Source organism: Hydrogenophaga sp. (assembly GCF_051860785.1).
Classification (GTDB): Bacteria; Pseudomonadota; Gammaproteobacteria; order Burkholderiales; family Burkholderiaceae_C; genus Hydrogenophaga.
On the sequence record NZ_JBIMLB010000020.1, the window covers coordinates 77,699 to 101,024 of the forward strand.

At 63.8% G+C, this 23,326-nt stretch carries 20 protein-coding genes and 2 tRNA genes; 15 read left to right on the top strand and 7 right to left on the bottom strand.

Annotation, left to right across the window (positions count from 1 at the left end; genetic code table 11):
- Nucleotides 1-11: 11 nt before the first annotated feature.
- A complete protein-coding gene (gene recN, locus ACTIF6_RS21410; protein ID WP_439589852.1) occupies nt 12-1,655 on the bottom strand; it encodes a DNA repair protein RecN in 1,644 nt (547 codons plus the stop codon).
- Between the two features lie 4 nt (nt 1,656-1,659).
- Nucleotides 1,660-2,577, bottom strand: a complete 918-nt coding sequence (locus tag ACTIF6_RS21415; protein ID WP_439589853.1) for an NAD kinase — start codon at nt 2,575-2,577, stop codon at nt 1,660-1,662.
- 95 nt (nt 2,578-2,672) lie between these two features.
- Between ACTIF6_RS21415 and hrcA the strand changes: the two genes are divergently transcribed.
- Nucleotides 2,673-3,692 (top strand): heat-inducible transcriptional repressor HrcA, encoded by a 1,020-nt coding sequence (hrcA, locus tag ACTIF6_RS21420; RefSeq protein WP_439589854.1) that lies wholly within the window; start codon nt 2,673-2,675, stop codon nt 3,690-3,692.
- Nucleotides 3,693-3,727: 35 nt separating this feature from the next.
- A tRNA-Ile gene (locus tag ACTIF6_RS21425) sits at nt 3,728-3,804 on the top strand.
- Nucleotides 3,805-4,461: 657 nt separating this feature from the next.
- Here the strand turns inward: ACTIF6_RS21425 and ACTIF6_RS21430 are convergent.
- From ACTIF6_RS21430 to ACTIF6_RS21440, 3 genes are read right to left on the bottom strand one after another with little or no spacing between them, the layout of a single operon-like run.
- The gene (locus ACTIF6_RS21430) at nt 4,462-4,926 is read right to left on the bottom strand and encodes a Zn-ribbon domain-containing OB-fold protein (RefSeq protein WP_439589855.1); all 465 of its coding nucleotides are present in this window, start codon (nt 4,924-4,926) and stop codon (nt 4,462-4,464) included.
- Nucleotides 4,927-4,945: 19 nt separating this feature from the next.
- Entirely contained in the window at nt 4,946-6,145 is a 1,200-nt protein-coding gene (locus tag ACTIF6_RS21435; RefSeq protein ID WP_439589856.1) for a thiolase family protein, read from the bottom strand.
- A complete protein-coding gene (locus tag ACTIF6_RS21440; RefSeq protein ID WP_439589857.1) occupies nt 6,142-7,242 on the bottom strand; it encodes a thiolase C-terminal domain-containing protein in 1,101 nt (366 codons plus the stop codon). Before ACTIF6_RS21440 ends, ACTIF6_RS21435 begins: the two co-directional genes overlap by 4 nt.
- A 118-nt stretch (nt 7,243-7,360) precedes the next feature.
- Here ACTIF6_RS21440 and ACTIF6_RS21445 point away from each other — a divergent pair, with 118 nt between their 5' ends.
- The 13 genes from ACTIF6_RS21445 to ACTIF6_RS21505 all read left to right on the top strand — a co-directional run bounded on the left by ACTIF6_RS21445 (nt 7,361) and on the right by ACTIF6_RS21505 (nt 20,085).
- Entirely contained in the window at nt 7,361-8,035 is a 675-nt protein-coding gene (locus tag ACTIF6_RS21445) for a TetR family transcriptional regulator (RefSeq protein WP_439589858.1), read from the top strand.
- Between the two features lie 173 nt (nt 8,036-8,208).
- Complete coding sequence (locus ACTIF6_RS21450; protein ID WP_439589859.1) at nt 8,209-9,372, top strand: acyl-CoA dehydrogenase family protein; 1,164 nt, start codon at nt 8,209-8,211, stop codon at nt 9,370-9,372.
- Nucleotides 9,373-9,377: 5 nt separating this feature from the next.
- Entirely contained in the window at nt 9,378-10,196 is an 819-nt protein-coding gene (locus tag ACTIF6_RS21455; protein WP_439589860.1) for an enoyl-CoA hydratase/isomerase family protein, read from the top strand.
- Between the two features lie 35 nt (nt 10,197-10,231).
- The gene (locus ACTIF6_RS21460) at nt 10,232-11,404 is read left to right on the top strand and encodes a phenylacetate--CoA ligase family protein (RefSeq protein ID WP_439589861.1); all 1,173 of its coding nucleotides are present in this window, start codon (nt 10,232-10,234) and stop codon (nt 11,402-11,404) included.
- On the top strand, nt 11,401-12,171 hold the full coding sequence (locus ACTIF6_RS21465) for an ABC transporter ATP-binding protein (RefSeq protein WP_439589862.1): 771 nt from the start codon (nt 11,401-11,403) through the stop codon (nt 12,169-12,171). Before ACTIF6_RS21460 ends, ACTIF6_RS21465 begins: the two co-directional genes overlap by 4 nt.
- Nucleotides 12,168-14,096, top strand: a complete 1,929-nt coding sequence (locus ACTIF6_RS21470) for an AMP-dependent synthetase/ligase (protein WP_439589863.1) — start codon at nt 12,168-12,170, stop codon at nt 14,094-14,096. Before ACTIF6_RS21465 ends, ACTIF6_RS21470 begins: the two co-directional genes overlap by 4 nt.
- Before the next feature lie 4 nt (nt 14,097-14,100).
- A complete protein-coding gene (locus ACTIF6_RS21475; protein ID WP_439589864.1) occupies nt 14,101-14,982 on the top strand; it encodes a branched-chain amino acid ABC transporter permease in 882 nt (293 codons plus the stop codon).
- 2 nt (nt 14,983-14,984) lie between these two features.
- Nucleotides 14,985-16,031 carry a branched-chain amino acid ABC transporter permease gene (locus ACTIF6_RS21480; RefSeq protein ID WP_439589872.1) on the top strand — a complete coding sequence of 349 codons (1,047 nt, stop codon included), beginning with the start codon at nt 14,985-14,987 and terminating at the stop codon, nt 16,029-16,031.
- A gap of 103 nt (nt 16,032-16,134) precedes the next feature.
- Nucleotides 16,135-17,358, top strand: coding sequence for an ABC transporter substrate-binding protein (locus tag ACTIF6_RS21485; protein ID WP_439589865.1), 1,224 nt, complete (start codon nt 16,135-16,137; stop codon nt 17,356-17,358).
- Nucleotides 17,359-17,378: 20 nt separating this feature from the next.
- The gene (locus ACTIF6_RS21490) at nt 17,379-18,164 is read left to right on the top strand and encodes an ABC transporter ATP-binding protein (RefSeq protein WP_439589866.1); all 786 of its coding nucleotides are present in this window, start codon (nt 17,379-17,381) and stop codon (nt 18,162-18,164) included.
- Between the two features lie 34 nt (nt 18,165-18,198).
- Nucleotides 18,199-19,332, top strand: coding sequence for a CaiB/BaiF CoA transferase family protein (locus ACTIF6_RS21495; RefSeq protein WP_439589867.1), 1,134 nt, complete (start codon nt 18,199-18,201; stop codon nt 19,330-19,332).
- Nucleotides 19,322-19,882, top strand: coding sequence for a DUF2889 domain-containing protein (locus tag ACTIF6_RS21500; protein WP_439589868.1), 561 nt, complete (start codon nt 19,322-19,324; stop codon nt 19,880-19,882). The genes ACTIF6_RS21495 and ACTIF6_RS21500 overlap by 11 nt, the downstream gene beginning before the upstream one ends.
- 126 nt (nt 19,883-20,008) lie before the next feature.
- A tRNA-Arg gene (locus ACTIF6_RS21505) sits at nt 20,009-20,085 on the top strand.
- Between the two features lie 103 nt (nt 20,086-20,188).
- Here ACTIF6_RS21505 and ACTIF6_RS21510 read toward each other — a convergent pair.
- Nucleotides 20,189-21,313 (bottom strand): tyrosine-type recombinase/integrase, encoded by a 1,125-nt coding sequence (locus ACTIF6_RS21510; protein ID WP_291085735.1) that lies wholly within the window; start codon nt 21,311-21,313, stop codon nt 20,189-20,191.
- Nucleotides 21,314-22,118: 805 nt separating this feature from the next.
- Nucleotides 22,119-23,153 (bottom strand): hypothetical protein, encoded by a 1,035-nt coding sequence (locus tag ACTIF6_RS21515; protein ID WP_305339508.1) that lies wholly within the window; start codon nt 23,151-23,153, stop codon nt 22,119-22,121.
- Nucleotides 23,154-23,326 lie beyond the last annotated feature (173 nt).

Consider the following 23,326-nt stretch of genomic DNA (forward strand, 5'->3'; position numbering starts at 1 on the left):
GTGATGAGTGCTCAGGTGGTCAGCATCTCGCGAGCATGCGCCAGCGAGATTTCAGACTGTTCGCCACCGCCGAGCATGCGAGCGAGTTCGCGAACCCGCGCTTCGTGTTCGATGGGCGCCACGGTGCTCTGCGTCTGGCGTCCAACCGCCTGCTTGCTGACCAGCAGGTGGTGGTCGGCGCAAGCGGCCACCTGGGGCAGGTGGGTCACGGCCAGCACCTGCCGATCCTTGCCGAGCTGGCGCAGCAACTGGCCCACCGTGTGGGCCACGGCGCCACCAATGCCCGAATCGACCTCGTCGAAGATCAGCGTGGGCGCCTGGCCCAGGCGGCTGGTGACGACCGAGATGGCCAGCGCGATGCGGGAGAGTTCACCGCCAGAAGCGACCTTGCCCACCGGTTTGGGCGTGGTGCCCGCGTGGCCGGCGACGCGAAACTCCACTTGTTCGGCGCCATGGGCCTGGGGTTCATCGATCGGCAACAGCGCGACCTCGAAGACGCCGCCTTGCATGCCCAGGGTCTGCATGGTCTGGGTGACCGCCCTAGACAGCTTCGGAGCTGCCTTCTGACGTTCCTTTGAGATCGATTGCAGCGCAGTGGAAAACGCTTTCCATGCAGAACGCTCGGCCTTTTGCAGGCTATCGATGTCCAGCGCCTGGTCCACGCGAGCGAGTTCGTCCCTCCATTGCGCGTGGACCTCGGCCAGCTCTTCCGGCGCACGCCGGTAACGACGCGCCAACGAAACCCAGAGTGCGAGTCGCTGGTCCAGAGCCTCCAGGCTTCCGGGGTCCTGGTCGGTGTGGCGCAAGTACTGATGCAGGCCATGAACGCTGTCCTGCACCTGAGCAAGCGCGCCTTCTAGAGCCTCGACGGCACCAGAGAACTGAGGTTCGATGTGCGCCTGTGCCTGCAGTGCCGCCAGCGCGCGGTGGATGAGACCAGCCGCGTTGGCCTCTTCCTCGTCCAGGGCGTTGATGGCGGTTTGAGCGGCTTCCATCAACGCCTGCGAATTCGCCAGGCGACCATGCTGCGCATTGAGTTCGCTCCACTCGCCGATTTGCGGCGCAAGCTTGTCCAGTTCAGCGATCTGCCAGGACAGGCGCTCGCTCTCCTGTTGCAGGGCGGCCTGCTTCTCGGTAGCGGCATCCAGCGCCTTGCGGCTCTGGCGCCAATGCGCCCACGCTCTGGCGGCTGGGCCGGTGTCGATGCCCGCGTAGGCATCGAGCAGATCGCGCACCGCGTCGGCACGGGTCAGGCTCTGCCAGGCATGCTGGCCGTGGATGTCGACCAGCCCGTCGGCCAGCGTCTTGAGCTGCGCCACGGTGGCCGCGCTGCCATTGATCCAGGCGCGGCTGCGTCCGTCGGTATCCACCGTGCGACGCAGCAGCAAGCTGTCCTCGATGGGAAAGCCCTGTTCTTCGAGCCACGGTTCCAGCGAGGTCGGTGCGTCGAATTCGGCGGCGATGTCGCAGCGTGCCGCACCTTCTCGCACCACGCCACTCTCGGCACGCGCGCCCAGAGCGAGTTGCAAGGCGTCAATCAGGATGGACTTGCCGGCGCCGGTCTCGCCCGTGAGCACGCCGAAGCCAGCTGCCAGTTCCAGATCGAGCGATTGCACGATGACGAAGTCCCGCAGGACGATGCGCCGAAGGCTCATGGGGTCACGCTCCCTCGTTCCAGTGCAGCTTCTTGCGCAAGGTGTCGAAATAGCTCCAGCCCACCGGGTGCAACAGGCGAAGGGCGTGCTCGGAGCGGCGAACCACGATGCGATCGCCGTGCAGCAGGCTGGTGAGCGATTGCATGTCGAAATTGGCGCTGGCGTCTCGCCCCGAGACGATCTCCACGGCGATCTCGCAGTCCGAGGGCAGCACCACCGGCCGGTTGGACAGCGTGTGCGGCGCGATGGGCACCATCACCCAGCCACCCAGGGACGGGTGCAGCATGGGTCCGCCTGCCGACAGCGCATAAGCGGTGGAGCCCGTGGGCGACGCGATGATCAAGCCGTCGGCACGCTGGTTTGCCACGAAGTGGCCGTCGACCTCCACGCGCAGCTCGATCATGCTGGCCACGCCGCCGCGGTTGACTACCACGTCGTTGAGCGCGGTGGCCTCGAACACGCAGCGGCCGTCGCGCCAGACGGTGGCCGCCATGAGCGCGCGCGGGTCTTCTTCGAAGTGCCCGTGCAGGATGGGACGCAGCTTTTCTCGGTAGCTGTCAAAAGGAATGTCGGTAATGAAACCCAGGCGGCCCTGGTTGATGCCCACCAGCGGAACGCCGTAGCGCGCCAGGCGCCTCCCGATGCCCAGCATGGTGCCGTCGCCGCCGACCACCAGGGCCAGGTCGCATTGCTGGCCCATCGCAGGCACGTCGAGGGCAGGGTATTGCAGCAATCCGGTGTTGAGCGCCGTTTCCTGCTCCAGCGACACGTCGCACCCCTCCTGGTGCAGGAAATTCGCGATCTCGTCGACCGCATGGCGAGCGCCCGGCGCGTGGTACTTGCCCACGATCACCACGTGTGCGAATCGAAGGGGGCTGTCCTTGCGGGTGGGCGCGGAGCGGGTCTCAGGGGGCAGGCTCATGCGGCAAATTACAACATAGCTTGTTTGTGGGGGATTGCCCGAAAACCCTTGTGTCTCGCCGGTCGCGCAGGGCAGACCTTCCTTAAAATGAAGCGATGTTGGATGACCGCGCCAAGTTGCTGCTCAAGGCTCTCGTCGAGCGATACATCGCCGACGGTCAGCCCGTGGGCTCGCGCACGCTGGCCAAAGCGGCCGGCATGGAGCTTTCGCCCGCCACCATCCGCAATGTCATGAGCGACCTGGAGGAGTTGGGACTCATTGCCAGCCCGCACACCTCGGCCGGCCGCATTCCCACCGCCAGGGGTTACCGGCTCTTCGTGGACACCATGCTCACCGTGCGGCGCGACTCGTTGCCTTCCGTCAGCGAGATGACCGCCTCTGGCCTGGATTCGGGCCAGCCGCACCGCGTCATCAGTCACGCTGCGCAGATGCTCTCGAACCTGTCGCAGTTTGTCGGCGTGGTCATGGCGCCGCGCCGCACCTCCGTGTTCCGCCACATCGAATTTCTCAGTTTGTCCGATCGGCGGGTGCTGGTCATCATCGTCTCGCCCGATGGCGAGGTCCAGAACCGCATCATCCACACCCAGGTCACCTTCACCCAGCCCCAGTTGCTCGAGGCGTCGAACTTCCTCAACACCCACTATGCCGGCCTCACCATGGAGGCCGTGCGCGAGCGCCTGCGCACAGAGGTCGATGCCTTGCGCGGCGAGATTGCCGAGCTCATGAAGACGGCGGTGGAGATCGGTACCGAAGGGAGCCAGGCGCAGGACGAAGTGGTGGTTTCCGGCGAGCGCAACCTGCTCTCGGTGAGCGAGTTCTCCAGTGACATGGGCAACCTGCGTCGCATGTTCGACCTGTTCGAGCAGAAAACCCAACTCATTCGCCTGCTCGACGTGTCCGCCCAGGCCGATGGTGTCCGGATCTACATCGGCGGCGAAAGCCAGGTCGTGCCCTACGAAGACCTCTCGGTGGTTACCGCACCGTATGAAGTGGATGGCCAGGTGGTCGGAACGCTGGGCGTGATCGGGCCGCAGCGCATGTCTTACGAACGCATGATCCAGATCGTGGACGTGACGGCCAAGCTGGTGGGCAATGCGCTCAGCCATCACAAATGAAGTGATCGGAGCTGCCGCCTACAATCGCCGGTCGCGGGCCGTTAGCTCAGTTGGTTAGAGCAGAGGACTCATAATCCTTTGGTCGTTGGTTCAAGTCCAACACGGCCTACCAACTTACCTGTGCTTCCGCGTCCGATGGGGACTTTGGTGCACTTCTGCAAGACCCCCCTCGGACTCGATGCATCCGCGACAGCAACCCTGGCGGTTTTGCTCGCAGGCAAATGACAGCGCTCGGGCAAACCAGCGCCGTGTCATTGTCTTGCCTGGTGGACGCGACCTGCGGCATTGATCGGGACGCCTATCGTCAACTCGTGCCAGTGACGAACTTCGTTGGAAATCCGGGCCAGCCGTCGTGGCTCGCAAATGGACAGCAGCTTGCTGCATTGTTCGGCGATCTCGCCGGGGATCGCCGAATTGCATGCGCAAAGCATCAGGTAATGGCGAAGTGCCAGATGGCGGTGCCTCGCTGCGAGATCCTTCACAAGGAGTCCGAGAATGACCTCGCGGGACGTCATTGGCGCGGCGCGAGGCACCTTGTTTCTCGCAGTCCCGTGATCGTCGAGGGGGCGAATCGTGTCGTTCCGCGGACCAGAAAGAGGGCGCGACGCTTTCGCCGGACGGCGAGTCCCATTGACGGAGACGGCGGGACGATGCGGTGGGCGCGCGAGAGCCGTCTTGTCCGGCGCCGCAGTCGTTTCACAGAAACGCCACGGTGGATCAAAGGCCCAGGTCGTGCGAGGCTGGTATTGTCCTTCCGCGCCCATCGCTTTCAAATCAGCTCGTAGTGAAAGTCGGTAATGCTGCCCCTGGGTTGGGCGTCGAACACGACCTTTACACGCGCTCCGGGGTCCAGCTTCTTCGCCGCTTTTTTCACATCGCCCAAGTCCAGGCCGCGCACGAAGTTTACGAGCGCCGTGTCCACACCGTCCAGCCGGACGTAGGCAATGGCATACGGCGGCGCTGGAAGGTTCTCGAACGCAGCGGACACGATGGTGGCGCATTCGATGACCCCTTCCTGCGATGCCTCGACCCAGCCGTCGCACGCCTCAAACGAACGCTCGCAATAGGCGCGCGGAGGCAGGTAGCTGATGCCCGAGGTGCTGCAGCGCGTGGCGAGGATCTTCTTCTCGCGCAGGCCCGCGAAGAACCTCGTGCCGGTCTCGCCGACAGGATAGTTGTAGCGGACGTGCCATTCGGCTGGGAGGATGACGGGGTTGGCGTTGTCGGTGCTCATGGAGTTTTCCTTCGTCGATTCAGTGGTTGGATGCCATGCGCGGCTCATCGGAGAGCATCGTGCAGGTGAAGAACTGGGTGGAGCCGCCCGCGGCGGTGGCCAAGGCATTGCGTACGTTTGGTACTTGCATGGCGCCAGCACGTCCCATGACCTGTAGCGCTGCATCGGCCACCCGCACGAGGCCTGTCACGCCGATGGGGTTGGTGCACAGCGTGCCGCCCGACGGGCCTACTACCGTGAGGCCGCCGTGGTCGAAGGCGCCTTCGTCGCTCAGTCGAGCGGCCGTGCCGCGCGCACAGAATCCCATCGTCTCCAGCTCGGGAAACTGGAACGAACTGAACGGGTCGTAGAGTTCAGCAACCTGGATTTCCTTCGACGGGCTGGTGATGCCGGCCTGCGCAAAGCATTCGCGCGCGGCAATGCCGATCTCTTCGTGCTCCGCAAAGTCGCAGTCGGCGCTGGGCACGCAGCGGTCACCCATGAAGACAGTGTTTGTGACGGCGCCGATTCCTGAGACGAAGGCCGGACGGTCGCACAGGTTGCGCGCTGACGCCTCGTTGGCGATCACCACCGCGGCTGCGCCGGCAGATCGCGGGCAGATGTCATAGAGCTTGTAGGGCCAGGCCACGCGCGGCGAGTTCATGACGTCATCGATGCTGATCTCGCCTTTCAGGTGGGCGTTCGGATTGCGCATCGCGTTCTTGCGAGCGCGCACGACAACGCGCGCGTACTGCTCCTCTGTCACGCCATGACGCGCCATGTAACGCTGCGTCGCGATGGCCGTCATGGTGACGGTGTTAAGAGCGAAATCCTGCTCGTACAGCGGGTCCCAGATCAGGTTGAGGATGAACTGCGCGTCCGGTGTCTCCGTGATACGGTCCGCGCCGACGACCAGCACGCGCTGGTACTGGCCACTGGCCACATGAGCCCATGCGGCCTGGAAGGCGGAGCCGCCGGTTGCGCCACCCGTGTGCACGCGCAGGAAAGGCTTGCCTTTGGCGCCGATGTAGTCGACGGCCCATTTGTCGCAGTCCGGTACGCCCATGAAATGAGTGGGTGCCATGGAGTAGACGACTGCGTCGATGTCGTCCATGGTCAACGAGGCGTCGGCCAGCGCGCGCATCGCAGCCTGCTGGGCGAGTTCTACGTAGGTTAGGGAGTCCCAGCGGGCCTTGAACCCGGTCTGGCCGACCCCTATGATCGCGACGTTTTCGCTCATGCTTCAATCCTTTCAAAGGCGGCGAAGGTGTGGCCCTGCTGGGCGAATCCGTGGCTTCCATGTGCCACGGCAAACCGGGCGCCCCTAACTTGGTGGGCCCCGGCGTTGCCCGAAACCTGGAGGACGGCTTCGGCGGCATTCACGAGGCCGGTGCAGAAAAGCGGGTTCTGCGCCCACGCGCCTCCCGATGGATTGACTGCGCCGATCCTGCGGTGGCGCGAAGCGCATTTCTCCAGCGCCAGGTCCTGCCAACCGTTCTGTGCCTCGAACTCGATCACATCGATGTCTGCTTCCGCGTTTCGGCCGCAGCGCACCAGCAGGTCTGCCAGCGTGCGTTCGAAAAGGTCTGGGTTCGACAGCCGTTCCTGGCCGAGCGCGTAGCGGTCGATCCCCGAGGACACGGCCTTCAGCCTTGCCAGCGGCTTCGTGCCCGGGTGTGACTCCAGCCATTGCCCGGAGGCCAGAACCATGGCGACGCAGCCGTCGCTGGCGGGCGCGGCATGTTTCTCGCGAAGTGGCCACGCCACGAAGGGCGACGATGCGATGGCGTCGGCGGTGAGTGGCTGCGAACCGGCACTGCGCGGGTTGCGGCTACCCTGCTGCATACGCTGCGCCACACGCTCGGCCACCTGCGCTTCGGTAAGGCCCAGCGCCTTGCCCATCGCACCGGCCTGCAAGCCATCGGAGATCGGCTGGTTGAGGCCGATTTGGCGCAGGGTGAATGGCTCGGCGCGCATGCGCGTGAGGTCGTCGATGTCGATCTGCGAGGTCTGACTCCAGCTCACCAGCAGGCCGAGCGGGAAGCGGCCCGATGCGCAGCGCATCGCTGCCATTGCCAGGCCAGTCAGGCCAGAGTCCGTGACGCGCAGTTCGTCCTTGAGGTAGGCGCCGGCAGGTCCCGCCATCAACATGCTGCTGATGGCCCGCCCATCCATTTCGTCGCTGGTGGCCAGCGTGACCGCGTTCAGATCACGCCGGTGTATGCCGGCCTGGTCCAGTGCCTGCCTAGCGGTTGCAAACGCCATTTCCTCGCAACGCTGGTCGTCGATCTTGAGTCTTGGAGGGCTGATGCTCATGCCCACGATATATGTGTTCATAGTCCTTCCGGTCGTTTAGGTGAGCAGCATCTTAGAATGAAAACGTCCAACTAGTCAATAAACTGACTGTATGGTCGGAATGTGTTTTCTACAATACGTCATTGACCGGAGAAACCGCATGACCACATGGAAAGGCGCCGTGCCAGGCGCAGACACTCAGTTCATGGCCAAGCGCCAGGCCATCCTGCGGGAGGCCGCCTCGTCGTTCAACCGCAAGGGCTACCACGGCACTTCGCTGACCGACATTGCGCAGACGCTGGGCGTGAGCAAGGCGGCTCTGTACACCTACGTCAAGAGCAAAGACGAACTCCTGGCTTTCTGCCACGAAGCTGCGATGGACGCGGCGGATGAGAGCCTGCAGCGCGCGCGCGCGGCGGGCGGAACGGCGTTGAAGCAGTTCTGCGGCACCATGCTCAACTACTTGAGGGTGATCATGTCCAAGGAGTCCTGCTACGTAGTCCTGCTGGAGGAGCATGCGCTGACGCCCGAAGCGATTGCGCAGCTGCTGGCCCGGCGCGACCGTTTCGAGGGCGAACTGAGGGGCCTGGTCGCTGCCGGCATCATCGACGGCAGCATTGCTCCATGCAACCCGAAGATGGCGGTCTTCTCCGCGCTGGGCGCGATCAACTGGGTGCAGAAGTGGTATGTGGCGGGCGGTGGCTGGACGGGCGATCAGGTCGCCGTATCGCTCATGGAACTGCTCGAGCGGATGCTGTCGTCGAGCCCGGCATCGGCGCTCAGTGTGGATCCCAGCCTTCTGCCACCGCTGGCTCAACCGGCCCCCGGCGCTTGAAGCGAAAAGTGGCCCAAATTCCTGCTTTCGAACCGCGAGATTCAAAAACAAGGGGTAAACACCTATGAATGACTGACTGGTCGGACGGTTGACCATCTTGACGGATTTCGTCACGGTGGCGCAAAATCCACGCATTCAAACAGCGGCAGATTTTGCCGAATGGAGATCAAGACGTGGATTTCGACCTGACCCCCGACCAGCTTCGCCTGCAGGAAACCGTCGCTGAATTTGCCCGCAAGGAGGTGGAGCCGCGCGCCGAGCAACTGGACCGCGACGGCGTGTTCCCCACCGACCTGTTCCGCAAGGTGGGGGATCTGGGCATCACCAGCATCCCCTTCAAATCCGAAAACGGTGGCATGGGCCTTGGCACGCTGGAAACGGCGCTGGCCATCGAGCAACTGGCGATCGCCGACCAGGCACTGGCCGTCACGACGATGGTGAGCGTCTCCGCCGGCCTGATCCTTGAGCGCTTCGGCACCGAGGCGCAGAAGCAGCGCTACCTACCGGGCATCATCAAGGGCGAGGCGCTCGGCGCTCTGGCCGGCACCGAGCCGCAGGCCGGCTCGGACACGGCTTCCTTCACGACCCGTGCGACACGCGTTTCCGGTGGCTGGAGTCTGAACGGGCAGAAGGCCTACATCACCAACGCGGGCACGGACATCTCCTCTTTTGCGCTTACGCTGGCGATCACAAGCGAGCCGGGTGCAGAGCGCAAGCGCTATACGCTCTTCGTCGTGCCCAATGGCACCAAGGGCTACCAGCCGGGCGAGTCCTACCGCAAGATGGGCTGGCGCTCGAGCGATACGCGGCCGCTTTACTTCGACGACTGCGTCGTGCCCGAGGATGCCATCCTGGGCAATGAAGGCGAAGGACGTCACCTACTGCACAAGGGCTACCAGCAGGCACGGGTATTTCTGTCGCACTGCTCGCTGGGCCTCGCGGAAGCCTCGCTGCGCCGCTCCGTCAGCTATGCCAATGAGCGCAAGGCCTTCGGCGCCACGCTGGGCAACCTGCAGATGATCCAGGAATTGATCGCACAGATGGCTGTGAAGGTTGACGCCGCGCGCTTGCTGGCCTACCGCGCAGCCTACATGGGTGACAAGGGCACGGTGACCCTGCGCGAACTCGCTATGGCCAAGTACTACTGCACCGAGATCGGCTCACAGGTGGCAGACGCCGCCATCCAGGTCCACGGAGGCTGGGGCTTCATGGACGACTGCGCAGTCTCGCGCTACTACCGCGACAACCGGATCTGCACGATCGGTGACGGCAGCAGCCAGATCCAGCAGTTGCTGATCGCCCGCTCGCTCGGCCTAGACGTGCGCTTCGCGAGCTGACCGCGATGCAGACTCCCGACTACGCGGTGGCGAATGCCGCAGCCCGGTTGTCCCAGCCAGAGCGCGGCATCTGGCTGTTCGAGATGACGCGCGCGGAAGAGATGAACACGCTCACGCTCGAGTTGCTCGACGCTCTGGAGCGCTCGATCTCGCACTGCCGGAACCAGTCTGCGCGTGCGCTCGTGATCACAGGGGCCGGGCGGGCCTTCTGCTGTGGCGCGCACTTGCGCTACTTCGCCGGTGACGGCGCGATCCTCACCGAGCCGCTCATTGCACGCGACCGCTACCTGTCCAGGATCGCAGCGCTCTTCGACGAGCTCGAGGAGTGCGCCTTCCCGACCATCGCTGCGATCAACGGTTTCGCGCTGGGCGGTGGCTGCGAGCTGGTGCTGTCGTGTGACCTGCGCGTGTTTGGCGAGCACGTGCGCATCGGATTGCCGGAGACGAAGCTTGGCGCGATCGCCGGTGCCGGTGGGGTGCAGAAACTGGTGCGCCACGTCGGCCGTTCCAAGGCGATCGAATGGATCCTGCTGGCCCGCCAGGTCAGCGCGCAGCAGGCGGCGGCCGAAGGGCTCGTCACAGCGCTGGTGGCGCCGGAGGCGGTGCTGCCCACTGCGATGGCGCTGGCGCGCGAATTGCGCTCGCTCGCGCCTCGCGCCATTGGCCAGAGCAAGGCCACGATCTACTCCAGCGAGGATGCGGACCTGCGCACCGCGCGGCGTCACGGTCTAGAAGCGCTGAGCATCCTGGTGGGTGGCGCTGAATGGCAGGAAGGCATGAGTGCCTTTGTGGAAAAACGGGCACCGGGATTCGACCAATGGTGAGTACTCCAAGTTATCTGCCGCCCAATGCCGATGCCGTGCTGCACAGCCTGGCCCGGCGGCGCGACGGCGCGGTGCCCGACCTCGAGGAGCGGCTGCGTGCGGCCGGTTTCAGTGCCGAGCATCCACCCACCTGGGCTGGTCTGCCCCGCGTCGCTCCCCGCGCCAAGTCGGAACTGGCGCAATTGCAGCGCACGCGGCCGCAGTTCGGCGGCCTCGGTACGTCGAAGACCCCCGCCGTGGTGTTCTGGTCGCCGGGCGGTTTGAGTGAACCCTTGCCCGAGGCGGCGATCGCTCGCCTGGCTGACCTGTTCAGTGACGCCGGCTTCACCGCAGGTGACAAGGTGGCCAATGGTTTTGCCTACCACTTTACGCCGGCCGGCCTGCTGGTCCACGAGGCCTTGCGTCGCATCGGAGCCTGCGTCCTGCCGATGGGACCGCAGCAACTCGCGCAAGCTGCGGAGTTCATGTTGACCGTCGGCGCGACGGCATATGTTGGCACCGCCTCCCACCTGAAGCTGCTGCTGCAGGCGATGGATGCCTTGCCGGCTCAACCGGGCGGCACGCCGAAGCTGCGCATGGCGCTCGCCGGCGCGGAGCCCTTCGGTGACGACCTGAGGCGAGATATCGAGGCACGGTGGGGGGTTCCGTGCCTGGACTTCTATGGCACCGCGGAGTCGGGCATTGTCGCGCTCGAATGCGCAAGCCATGCCGGCATGCATCTGCATGCCGACGTTCTCGCCGAAACGGTGGTGCCTGGCACCGGGGAGCGCAGCCCGGAGCCGTTCGGCGAGCTGCTGCTGACCGTAGATGCCGATGAATTGCCGTTGCTGCGCTTCGGCACGGGTGACCTCGTGCGTGTGAAGACAGAGGTGTGTGGCTGCGGTCGCACCACGCCGCGTGTCGTGCCGCTCGGCCGCGTTGGTGACAGCGCGCGCGTGCGCGGCATGCTGATCCATGGCTCGCAACTGCGGGCATTCGCCCGGCGCAGTGGCCTTGCCGCATGCCGGCTGGAGATCAGCCGCGAGGCAGGCCGTGACGTCATGACGCTCCGCTTGGCCGGCACAGCCGACAATGCCGCGCTGGCGCTTCTGTTCCACGATGTCTGCCGTCTGCGCGTGGATGAACTCATCGAGGACGCCACGCTCGTGCCGGGCGAGGTCGTGCTGAAGGACTTGCGGATGACCCGGCGGCTGGAAGATACCCAATGATCAACGCCGTGCTGTCAGCCAGCGGCCTATCGCTGAACTTCGGCGCCATCAAGGCGTTGAACAACGTGAGCTTCAGCGTCTACCCGGACGAGTTGCTCTCGATTATTGGCCCCAATGGCGCGGGCAAGTCCAGCCTGCTCAATTGTCTGTCGGGCTTCTACCGCCCTCAAGCGGGCACGGTGAGCTTCCTGGGTGCCGATATCACGCGCCAGCCGGTTCACCGGTATGCCCAGCTGGGTGTGGGAAGAACTTTCCAGGGCATCCAGACCTACCCGAGCATGACGGTGCGCGAAAACATCCTGTGTGGTTTTCACTCGCGCATGCGCACCGGGCTATTTGCTGGCCTGCTGTACTGGGGCTGGTGCCGCCGCGAGGAGGATGTGTTCGTGCGCGAAGCCGAGGAGATCATCGAGTTCCTCGAGCTTGAAGAGCTGCGCAACGCGCACGTGGGCGAACTGCCATACGGCCTTCGCAAGCGGGTGGATCTGGGCCGGGCACTGGCCATGAATCCCAAGGTGCTGATCATGGATGAGCCGATGGCGGGCATGAACCCGGAAGAAAAATCGGACCTGGCGCGCTACATCCTGGACATCAAGGAGGGCCGGCGCATCCCGGTCGTGCTGGTCGAACACGACATGGACGTCGTGATGGACATCTCCGACCGCGTGATGGTCATGGAATGGGGTTGCAGCATCGCCGAAGGAACGCCGGACGAGATCCGGCGCAACCCGAAGGTGATCCAGGCCTACCTGGGAGCGGAAGAATGAGCGGCGTCGAAAGTACCAGGAAGGTCGTGGGCGTCCACGGCACTGACACGCGATCGGGCCGCGGCCGGACGCTGCCGCAACTGCTGTTCAGCCAGGCCTGCGAACTGGGCGACGCGACGTACCTGCGGTCCAAGCGCCACGGTGTGTGGGTCGGCCGATCCTGGAGCGAGGTCGCTACCGAGGTACGGCTGCTTGCCCATGCACTCCGGTGCAAGGGGGTGGTGCGCGGCGACGTGGTCGCCATGATCAGCGAGAACCTGCCGGAGCTGTACCTGCTCGAGTTCGCCGTGCAGTCACTGGGCGCCGCCGTGACCTGCCTGTACCCTGACGCGTCCTCGTCCGAGCTCGACTACATCGTCCAGCATTGCGGGGCCAGTGTGATCGTGGCGCAGGACCAGGAGCAGGTCGACAAGGTACTGGCGCTGGAAGGCGCGGCGGAGCAGGTCAGGACGGTCATCTACCTGGAAGATCGCGGACTCTGGGACTATGACGACGAGCGGCTCGTTTCACTCCAGGGCCTCGGTAAGCTCGGCACCCAGGCCACGCCGGCCGACGAGGCGACGCTCCAGCGCAGCATCGAAGAGGGCCGCGACGGCGAGATCGCGGCCCTCTGCTACACCTCCGGCACGACGGGCCGGCCCAAGGGGGTGGTGATCACGCACCGTTACCTCACCGACAATGCCTACCGGCTGATGGCGAGTTTCCGGATACCGCGTGGAATTGCCTACCTCAGCTACATCTCGCCAGCCTGGGCGGCCGAGCAGATCATCGGCATCGCGCTGGGACTGCTGGCGCCGGCCGTCGTGCATTTCAGCGAGAAGCCCGCCACGGTGCAGGCGGATCTGCGCGAGATCGGGCCGCAATTCCTGCTGTTCACGCCGCGCCAGTGGGAGATGATGGCCTCAACCGTCGCAGCCGCCATGCTCGACGCGCGGCCCTGGCAGCAGCGCCTGGTCGACTGGGCGCTCTCTCCGCCGGCGGCCAACGGATGGCGGGGCTGGCTCGGCGAGCGCCTGGTGCGTCGCGCGATCCGCGACAACCTGGGCCTGAAGCACGTGATCGTCGCGCTGTCGGCGGGTTCGGGTATGTCGGCGGATGTATTCCACCGCTTCCATGCCATCGGCGTGCCGCTGCGCAACCTGTATGGCTCGACCGAAAGCGGGCTCATTTCCGCGCACTGGGGCGGCAACTTCGACCCGGCCACACTGGGCCGTCTGCTGCAGATTGACCCGGCCGTTGGCGCGCCGCTGGAAGTCCACCTCGATTCCGACAGCCAGATGCTGGTGGGCGGCGCGAGCGGCTTCGGCGGCTACTTCCGCGACGATGCCGCCACTTGCGCGTCGATGCGGGACGGCGCCTATCTCACTGGCGATGCGATGCGGGTCGGGCCGGACGGCGAGTTCATCTTCCTGGACCGCATCAAGGACCTGCGCGAACTATCGACCGGGCGGCGCTTTCCGCCCCAGTTCATTGAGAACCAGCTGCGCGCATCGCCTTACGTGCGCGATGCGATCGCAATCGGCGATGGCACGCGCGACCGGGTGACAGTGCTGGTCAATATCGACCAGCAGATCGTGGGCCGTTACGCTGAGTCCCGGGGCCTCACCTGGGGGACGTTCGCGGATCTGAGCCAGCACCCGGAGGTGCATGTGCTACTCGTGCGCACGCTGGCCGGGGTGAATGAGCACCTCGAATCGCATGCACAGGTGAAGTCGTTCGCGTCCTTCCCCAAGGAGCTCGACGCGGACGACGACGAGCTTACGCGCTCGCGCAAGCTGCGCCGGGACGTGATCGAGAAGCGGTACGGGGCGTTGATCGATGCCATGTATTCGCGCCAACCCGATTGTCCGATCGAAGTGCTGGTGCGCTATCGCGACGGCACACAGGCACATGTCCGGCAGCAAGTGCGCATCACGGAGATCTGAACCGATGGAACTTCTGCAAACCCTTATCAACGGCGTGCTCACCGGTTTTGTCTATGGCGTGGTGGCGCTGTCGTTCGTGGTGATCTACCGCGCTTCGCGCATTGTCAACCTGGCGCAGGGCCAGGTCGTCATGGTCAGCGCCTTCTTCGTCTGGCTGTTTGTGCTACACCTTGCCTGGCCGGTCTGGATCGGCCTGCCAGCGGCGCTGGCCGCCAGCATCTGTCTGGGCGCGCTGATCGAGAGGGCTGTGTTCCGTCGCTTGATCGGTCAACCGGTGTTCAGTGTGGTGATGGCCAGCATCGGCCTGCTGATCCTGATTCAGGGTAGCGCACAGCTTTTGTTTGGCGCGCAGACGCGGCCGTTTCCGCAGGTGTTGCCGGCTGGCGCCTGGGCCGTTGGCCCGTTGCTGCTGAACAAGGCCTTGCTGATCGGCGCCGTGCTCACACTGGTGACGACCGAAGCGCTTCACCGCTTCTTCACCAACACGCGCGCCGGATTGCGGCTGGCCGCCGTTGCCGAGGACCACGTCACGGCGATGTCTTTGGGCGTGTCGGTCCAGCGAGCGACGGCCATTGCGTGGATGTTGGGCACGGCGCTGGCCTTGATGGCAGCAGTCATCCTGCTGTCCGGCACCGTGCTTGGCCTGCAAGCTGCGGAGATCGGCCTGCGCGCCCTGCCCGTCGCCCTGCTCGGTGGGTTGGAAAGCGTCCGTGGTGCGGGCCTGGCCGGGGTGCTGATAGGCGTCGGCGAGGCGCTGGCCTCGCGGTTCCTGGATCCGTACACGGCGGGTGCAGCATCCCAGGTGTTCCCCTACGTGCTGATGATCCTCGTGCTGCTGGTGCGGCCGCAGGGACTGTTCGGCTGGAAAAAAATCGAAAGGCTGTGACGATGTTGCCATCGGGTGTTTTCTTCGGGACTCATGCGCAGGAGCGTGCGCTGGTGCGAACCGCGCCGCAGCGCATCGCGCTGGTCCTCTTCCTCGCGCTGCTGGTCGCGACGCCGTGGCTGGCCAACGATTACTTCATTGGCGTGCTGACCCAAGTGGGCATCACGCTTCTAGCGGTCCTGGGCCTGCAGATCACGGTCGGTAGCGCGGGGCTGCTCAACCTGGGTCAATCCGCCTTTGTCGGTATCGGCGCTTTCACCGCTGCGGCGATTGCGGCGCAAGGCTATCCGCTGTGGGTTTGCATCCCGGTCGCGGGGCTGGCGACGGGCGCGGTGAGCATCGTCTTCGGCCTGCCGGCACTGCGAATCAAGGGCTTCTACCTTGCGCTCACGACAATCGCCGCCCAGATCATGTTCCCCATCGTGATGATCCGACTTCCCTGGTTCGGCGGTACGGCCGGCATGCCGGTAGACCCGCCCGTGGTCTTCGGCCAAGCAGCGGACACACCGCGCGCCATGTACTGGGTTGTGCTGGCGGTCGTCATCCTCGGTTTCCTGGGCGCCAGCAACCTGCGGCGCAGCCGCACTGGCCGGGCGTTCCGTGCGATGCACGACAACGACATCGCCAGCTCGGTGATCGGCGTCAACCTGGCGTGGACCAAGATACTGGCCTTTTTCGCCAGTGCGTTCTTCGCTGGCGTCAGCGGCGCACTCTACGCGTACTCGGTGCGTTACGTGAGCACCGAGCAGTTCACGCTGTGGCTGTCGGTCTGGTACATCGGCATGCTGATCGTGGGTGGCTTGCACAGCCCGCTCGGTGCTGTGCTCGGGGTGCTGGCCATCACCACGCTGCAGGAGGGCGTTCATGCGATCGGCGGCGCCGCGCTGGCCAGCCTGTCGGGCGTCGGCGGCGGCGCTGTGTTCGCGCTAACCAACGTCGTGCTCGGCGGAATGATCGTGTTGATGCTGCTGTTCGAGCCGCTGGGCCTGGCCCACCGGTGGACGCTGCTCAAAGCGGCGTACCGCATCTGGCCGTATCCCCGAAGTTGATGGCCCCGAGACCTGAATCACCGATTGCCTTTCCGTTTGCTTACCTTCCGTTCCCGAGCTTCATTCACCTGCGGCACGGCCGCACCATAACCAGGAGACAGACATGAGCATGAACCAGTGGAAGATCGCCCGCAGAAGCCTCGTGCTTGCTGCACTGCTTTGCGGCCTGACCGGCGTCGCGCGCGCGCAGGCACAGTACAACGTGGCGGTATCGCTCGACTACACGGGCCCGTTCGCCAACGTCATGGACAGTTGGTGGGGTGGCCAGCAGTCGGTCTTCGACTGGTGGAACGAGACCCGTGGTCGCCAGCTCGGGATCCGCCTGCATGTCAAGACCTACGACATGCGCTATGACGCGAGCGTGGTCGCCCGCACGTGGCCGCAAGTGCTGTCGCAGGACAAGCCGATCGCCTTTCTAGGCATGGGAACGCCCGATCTGGTCAGCCTGATGAAGCGCCTGCCTGCCGACAAGGTTCCGATGATCATGGGCACTGCCATGGTGGCACCGCTGTGGACAGCCGACGGCTGGCACTTCTCCTACCGCCCGACGTACTCACACGAGTTCGCGGGGCTCTTTGCCAGCTTGCAATCGCAGACGGCCGAGAAGCGGCCGTTGCGCATCGGCACCGTCAGCACCCAAGGTATCGCAGGCTACGTGGACCAGGTCAACGGTGTCGTCGCGCTGGCGAAGGCTTACCCGGACCGCTTCCAGGTGGTGAGCTCGCAGTGGGTCGACAACCAGCCCATCTCGGTGACCAACCAGATCCGCGAGATGGCCAAGGAAAAACCCGATCTGGTGCTGGTGGGTACCAACACCGCGCAGGTCGTCGCCACTCTCAAGGCGTTGAAGGAGCTGGACCTGAAGATACCGGTGGTGACTTCGTCGCACAACGGCCTCAACGAGGTCGCCAAGGCTGTGCCCATCGCCGACCTGGAGGGTAGCTACTCGGTATTTGCCTTCGCGCCCTACAACGACCCAAGCGTCAAGGCCGTGGAGATCTTCAACAAATACAACAAGACCAAGGGCACCTGGGGCATCACCTCGGCGCAGACTGCCGGCCAGGCGCTGCTGACCGTTGCAGCCATCGAGCGCGCGGCGGCCAAGGTGGGCGCCGATAAGCTGACAGGACAGGCAGTCTACGACGCGCTGCTAGCAGGCCCCTTCGATGCCAGCCAGTTCCAGGGCCTGCTGCCGGCAATCTCGCTCAAGAGGGACGCACCGTTTCCCACCGACAACCTCGCAGTGAAGGCCATGACCGTCAAGGGCGGTCAGGTCGTCGCGGTGGGCAGGGACTGGATGCCGGTGCCGGCGCTGGGCAAATGGTGAGTCCGGGGCCGATCCTCGCGTTGCGCAACGTCGACGTCGTGTTCGACGGAGTGATCCAGGTGCTGCGCAGCCTGAGCCTGGAAGTGCAGCCGGGCCAGATTGTGGCGCTTATGGGCGGCAACGGCGCCGGGAAGACGACAACGCTCAAGGCCGCCTCCAGTCTGCTGGCGGCCGAGCGCGGCGTGGTGGCCAGCGGCCAAGTGCTGCTGTTGGGCGCCGACGTGACCAATGCCGACCCCGGCGACGTCGTGCTTGGGGGTGCGGTGCAGGTGATGGAAGGCCGGCGTGTGCTGCAGCACCTCACGGTGGAGCAGAACCTGAGGGTCGGCGCGCACTTTCGCAACGACAAGGCAGAGGTTTCTGCCGACATGGCGGAAGTATTCGAGTACTTCCCGCGCCTGAAGGACCTCATCGGCCGTACCGCCGGTTTCCTGTCGGGCGGCGAGATGCAGATGTTGCTTGTCGGCCGCGCGCTTATGGCCCGGCCCTCGCTGCTGCTCTTGGACGAGCCGTCGATGGGGCTGGCGCCCAAGATCGTGCGCGAGCTGTTCGAGCGGGTGGCGGAGGTCAGCGCCCGCCGTGGAATGGCGGTGTTGCTGGTCGAGCAGAATGCGCGTGCCGCGCTGGGCATCGCCGACTACGGCTACGTGATGGAGAATGGCCGCATCGTGTTGCACGGCACGCGCGACGAGCTCGGCAGCAACGAGGACATCCGCGAGTTCTACCTCGGCCTCGGCGGCGCATCCGGGCGCCGCAGCTACCGAGAGACCAAGCACTACAAGCGCCGCAAACGCTGGCTGGGTTGAACAACCCTGATCGATCGGACACTTTGCCTACTGAATGACCTCACGCCTCCATGAATTCCTGAAGGACTTGCGCGTCCTTGACCTGTCGCGGCACTTGCCCGGCCCGCTGGCCACCCTGATGCTGTCTGACATGGGCGCATCGGTGCTCAAGATCGAGTCGCCCGAGGGTGACGAGATGCGCCGCTGGGGCGCGCGTGACGCGGCAGGGCGTCCGGTGATGTTCGAGGCGGTGAACGCGGGCAAGCGCACGATGCGTCTGGACCTCAAGTCCGATGAAGGCCGAGAGGCGCTGCTCGGCCTCGTCGACACGCACGACGTGCTCATCGAGTCATTCAGGCCAGGCGTGCTGGACCGGCTGGGTATCGGTCACGCCGACCTGCGTCGTCACAACCCGCGTCTGATCATCTGCGCGCTGTCCGGCTATGGGCAGGGCGGCCCCTTGAGCGGTGCCGCCGGCCACGACATCAACTACCTGAGTCAGGGGGGCTTGCTGTATGGCAATGGCACGCCGGCCAGCCCGTCGATGATCTATCCACCGATCGCTGACTGCACCGGCTCGATGTTCGCTGCGGTGTCCATCCTCGGCGCGCTTCGGGCGCGTGACCGTGACGGGCAGGGCTGCGTCATCGACATCGCGCTGGCGGACGTGTGCGCACCCTTCCAACTGTTCGACCTGGCGCAGCTGGGCCTCTGTGGCCAGCCACCGCAGCGGGGCGGCGAGTGGATCAACGGGGGTTGGGCCTGCTACCAGATCTATGCAACGGCGGACCATCGGCACGTCAGCCTGGGCGCCGTGGAGCAGAAGTTCTGGGCCGCGTTCTGCCGCGCGTCGGGGCACGAGGAATGGATCGCCAGGCAGGACGAGCCCGCCCCGCAGGTTTCGCTTGTGGCGGAAGTCGCGGCGCATATCGGCGCGCTCAGCCTCGCTGAGTGTGTGGCGTGCTACGGCCCGGCCGACTGTTGCCTGACGCCGATCGACGACATCGCTACGGCTGTGCAGTCGGAAAGGGCGAGGTCGCGCGGGCTCGTGCGCCGCCACCCGGACCTGCCGATTTACGAAGCCGCTTTCCCTGCCATCGTCGACGGCGAAGTGCCGCAACATCGGACCGTGCTGCAGGTTGTGCAAAGCGCAGGTGCGCAGAGAGGAGGGGACGCCCATGCTGCCTGAAGTTGAAGGCCGCTTGCCGCTGCACACGCGCCGCATCAGTTTCGAAGGGCACCGACTCTCCGATGGCTTGTTTCAGGTGGATTGTGAGCTGCGCGACACCCGCAACTACGACTCCACGCTCAACGAGAAGGGCCACATGCCGGCCGGTAGCGCCATCCACCGCATGGCCGTCAGGATCACGGTGACCCAGAGATTCGAGGTGGTCGGCGTCGACGTCGCGATGGGCAGCTTTCCGTACCTGATCTGCTCGTCGGCGGGCGATGCCGCGCGGAAACTGGTTGGCGCGAGCATCGGCAAAGGCTGGCGCGCGGAGGTGGAGAGGGCGATGGGCGGAATCCGAGGTTGTACCCATGTGCGCGAGTTGCTCATCACCGCCGCGACGGCCGTGATCCAGACCATCACGGGTTACCTGGAAGAAGAGCGGCTGCTGGCCGGCCGGCAGCGCGAAGCCGGTATCACGCCGCACTTCATCGGCAAGTGCAAGTCGTGGGACGAATCGGGCGTGCTTGTACAACAGTATGAGCCGACGTACTTCAAGCCGCTGACCTAGGTGTGACTGCAATCTGGCCATATGGCTCCTGGAAGCGATTGATTCGATCACTCGTTCATAATCTCGTGTTCGTTGGTTCAAGTCCAACACGGCCTACCAAAAAAGCCTGCTACAATGCAAGGCTTCGCGGCTGTAGCTCAGCTGGATAGAGTACTTGGCTACGAACCAAGGGGTCGTGGGTTCAATTCCTGCCAGCCGCACCAGAACATCGTTCTAGAACAACGGGTTAGCTCCAAAAGAGCTAGCCCGTTTTTCTTTGCTGCGGGACTTTTGCGGGACTCGGAATTGATCATCAGCATCCGAGGCTCAAGTCCGTGTGCCGGCTTTCCGCAGCGCATGCTCCGCTTTCAGCGCCTGGAGGCTCTTGTTCCAGCCGTTGGTCGGCTTTGTGATCTTCTCCAGAGCTTCGTGAATCTCTCGGATCTGGGCCATGGAGTAGTGGTCCGTGACGGAGCGATTGCTATGCCACAGGACGTCCCGCCGGGTCGACTCACTGACGCCAGCCTCACGCAGTCGCATGCCAACCGTATGGCGAAGGTCGTGGACATGCAGATCGCCCAGACCCGCCCTTGAGCGCGCTGCTTGCCACGCGCTGTTGTTCATGGCCTTGATTGGTCCAAGTTCACGGTGGCGCCAAGACATCGCGAAAACGTGGGTCGGGTGGTGCCCCCGCGCTTCCTCAATCACGGCCTGAGAAATGCTGTTGCACACCACCAGCTTTGAAGTGCGGCGCCCCTTGACGTTTTCTGGCGGGGTCTCGAAAACGGAGATGTTGAGCTCCGGCACTGGGATCTCCCAAGCCCATTGGAGATTGCAAACCACATCATCTCGCACGCCACTGTGCAGAGTAAACAGCGCCATGTCGTGAAGATGCTTCGGCAACTCCTTCAGCAAAAGCGCTTGCTCGTCCCAAGTGATCGGCCGTGGAGGACGCTGATGACCTGTCAAAGGCAACATGGTGATCAGGGGGGCAGAGACCAGCCAAGGTTTGCCCGACTCGGGATCGCGCCAAGTTCCCGCTGCCAGATTGAGGACTCGACGCACCGCGCCCAGGCTCAAATTGATCGATTTGTGTGAGATCTTTGCCTCGCGTCGAGCATCAATGAAAGGCTGCAGTGTTCCTGAATGAACTTGCTCAAGCAGAAGGTCGCCAATGTAGGGCATCACGGCCTTCAGGTGATAGCCAGATGACTCCACTGACGCCATATGCGCATTCTCTTCAATGAAGCGCCCAGCAGCTTGGTCAAAGGTAATCTGGGGGGTGGCACCATGGACGCGCGTCTGCCGTAGTGCCTCTAGTTCCCGGGTGAGCCACGCTTCTGCGTCTTCATACGATCCAAAGCTTTGGTAAACCCGAACTCCTTCGACGAACTTATCGACGACCCAGCTGCCGTTTTGCCGTTTGTAGATGCCGGTTGATTTTTTTCCCATGGTGTTGCACTCGTTTTTTCTGGTTTTGTCTGCATATCGTCGGCGCGAGCGATCTCAGTGCCGGGTGCATTGAACATCTCGTATGCGATCGCCTTCACTTCTTCGCAAAGGAACAGGAGAGAAGTGCCTTGCTTTGTTGTTCTCAGGCGCGGCCTGATGTGCGTGTCGAAGTAGTTTGGCTTGACGCAAAGTGCTTGAATGGCGTGTTGGCGGTTCATGCAATACCTAGGGAGCTCATCGTCGAAGTCGGGCCGTGGTTTTTCTTTCATGTGTAGTTCTCTCTGATCAAGATTGCATAGGTCAGTCACTTGTCAAGAGCACGGCAGTACGCAAGCGCCCCAGTGAGGCAAAGCCGAGCCTGGGCACAGACAACTTGCCCAAGTGATGAAAAGGAAAAAAATGAAGAGCCCGCTTTGCGAAGAGCGGAACGGAAAATGCCTGTGTGGCCTGCGCAGAAAGCGGCCGGTGCGAAGCTGGCGCGTGAATGGCTGCTAGCTCGCGGTGATTGAAGGATTTCGCCTTCACGCACTTGCGTGCGCCGACCCGGGTATCTGGGTCAGATCAGAATCAACCAGACGACCATGACCAGTCTTTTCATTCGAGACTTGTCACAACGCTGATCTGGGCGGAGTTCACTCATAAACATCAGTGAACTCAAGTTGAAGGAAGGCATGTGCCTTCACGTACTGTCGTACGGTGACTAGAAATGTATTGTGCTGACCGAACCTGGTCAATCGATCACGACCAGTCCTGCGCGCTGGCCCTTGTCAGTGCTCGCACGCCTGCCCCAACTGTCCATCGCGTTTCACGCTGGCCCGCGTCTCATGGTCTCGGCGACGACGCCATTGCGTGTGGCCCAGGCGAGCGACAGGACGTGTTTTGCCATGAAACGGCTGGCGTGAGTCATCCGAGGAGTGCCGTCCGCAATGTTCAAAACGACGATCCGCGCTGGATGGGTTGCTGCCGCGCTTGCATGCCAGAGTTCCAGAAAGGGTTTCAAGTCATCTCGGGGCCAATGTTGATAAGCAACTTCAAGTTGTGCTGGTCGCTCGTGCTCCTCAGCGCTGTTACCGGGAGCTGGAGCAGATGGGTCCATCGCGATCACCTCGACTTTGCAGGTTGGGCTCCGGAACTTGACTGTGTTCGCCAGCGTGCTCGGGAGCATGGCGATGCACTCCGAAGTAGCCGGTACCGGATGTCCCAAGGTCGCAGTCGCCATGTTCACGACCAATCCGATCCTGTGGCGCGTCACTGCCGTACGAAGTTCCTGTAGCACGACCTGCCGGTCTGTGAACTGATTCACTTCGAAGTCCCGCTGAGGTGTGAACACCAACAGGATCGGATCATGCTGCTGGTTGACCAGGGCGAGCTTGCCGAGCAGCGCCTCAAGCCGCAGGGATTTTTCACGCTGCACGTCGGGGCTATGCAGCTTCCCATGAGATCGATTGGTCGAAACGACCGCGACAGGACCTAAATGGCTCGGCGCAGCCGTCTGGTCAAAGGTTCCGTCTAGAACTACAGTGGCGCAGATGGCCAATGCGAGCGATCGCCCAGATACCACGCTCATCGGTGCGCGCCGCTCGCGTTCTCTGCGAATAGCGGTTACCAGAAACGCGGTCAAAACACCGGTAATCACAAATGTCAGCGGGCCCATTCCGCCTTTGCCGATGAATAGCCAACCCAAGCTCGGATGTGCCAAACCCCATCCACCCATGGGTGTGACAAGTGTGACAACCCACACGCCCAGCATGGTGATGAACCGCCTAAATGCAGTTGGGTGGTGGCCACCAGTGAGCGCCCATGCCGATGCGGAGAAAGCCAAAACCAGGCAAGCGGTCATTAGCCTTTCCCATCCATCGGTGCCCTGTGTGACTAGGAGTTCACCGATAACGTACGGTCCGAGCGCGCCAAGGTAATGGCCAGCGGAGATTGCCAAAGCTCGCATACGCGTTGGCTGAAGTCCGCACATGAAAGGCAGCACGATGCTGAGGGCGCCTCCCCATGCGGTCCCCG

Excerpts from the sequence above, each read along its gene's own strand:
- ACTIF6_RS21465 (WP_439589862.1), top strand. The coding sequence starts at position 11,401 with ATGATCAACGCCGTGCTGTCAGCCAGCGGCCTATCGCTGAACTTCGGC.
- hrcA (WP_439589854.1), top strand. The coding sequence starts at position 2,673 with ATGTTGGATGACCGCGCCAAGTTGCTGCTCAAGGCTCTCGTCGAGCGA.
- ACTIF6_RS21415 (WP_439589853.1), bottom strand. The coding sequence starts at position 2,577 with ATGAGCCTGCCCCCTGAGACCCGCTCCGCGCCCACCCGCAAGGACAGC.
- ACTIF6_RS21515 (WP_305339508.1), bottom strand. The coding sequence starts at position 23,153 with ATGACCGCTTGCCTGGTTTTGGCTTTCTCCGCATCGGCATGGGCGCTC.
- ACTIF6_RS21445 (WP_439589858.1), top strand. The coding sequence starts at position 7,361 with ATGACCACATGGAAAGGCGCCGTGCCAGGCGCAGACACTCAGTTCATG.
- ACTIF6_RS21495 (WP_439589867.1), top strand. The coding sequence starts at position 18,199 with ATGACCTCACGCCTCCATGAATTCCTGAAGGACTTGCGCGTCCTTGAC.
- ACTIF6_RS21480 (WP_439589872.1), top strand. The coding sequence starts at position 14,985 with ATGTTGCCATCGGGTGTTTTCTTCGGGACTCATGCGCAGGAGCGTGCG.
- ACTIF6_RS21430 (WP_439589855.1), bottom strand. The coding sequence starts at position 4,926 with ATGAGCACCGACAACGCCAACCCCGTCATCCTCCCAGCCGAATGGCAC.
- ACTIF6_RS21475 (WP_439589864.1), top strand. The coding sequence starts at position 14,101 with ATGGAACTTCTGCAAACCCTTATCAACGGCGTGCTCACCGGTTTTGTC.
- ACTIF6_RS21455 (WP_439589860.1), top strand. The coding sequence starts at position 9,378 with ATGCAGACTCCCGACTACGCGGTGGCGAATGCCGCAGCCCGGTTGTCC.
- ACTIF6_RS21485 (WP_439589865.1), top strand. The coding sequence starts at position 16,135 with ATGAGCATGAACCAGTGGAAGATCGCCCGCAGAAGCCTCGTGCTTGCT.
- ACTIF6_RS21435 (WP_439589856.1), bottom strand. The coding sequence starts at position 6,145 with ATGAGCGAAAACGTCGCGATCATAGGGGTCGGCCAGACCGGGTTCAAG.
- ACTIF6_RS21440 (WP_439589857.1), bottom strand. The coding sequence starts at position 7,242 with ATGAACACATATATCGTGGGCATGAGCATCAGCCCTCCAAGACTCAAG.
- ACTIF6_RS21500 (WP_439589868.1), top strand. The coding sequence starts at position 19,322 with ATGCTGCCTGAAGTTGAAGGCCGCTTGCCGCTGCACACGCGCCGCATC.
- ACTIF6_RS21510 (WP_291085735.1), bottom strand. The coding sequence starts at position 21,313 with ATGGGAAAAAAATCAACCGGCATCTACAAACGGCAAAACGGCAGCTGG.
- ACTIF6_RS21470 (WP_439589863.1), top strand. The coding sequence starts at position 12,168 with ATGAGCGGCGTCGAAAGTACCAGGAAGGTCGTGGGCGTCCACGGCACT.
- recN (WP_439589852.1), bottom strand. The coding sequence starts at position 1,655 with ATGAGCCTTCGGCGCATCGTCCTGCGGGACTTCGTCATCGTGCAATCG.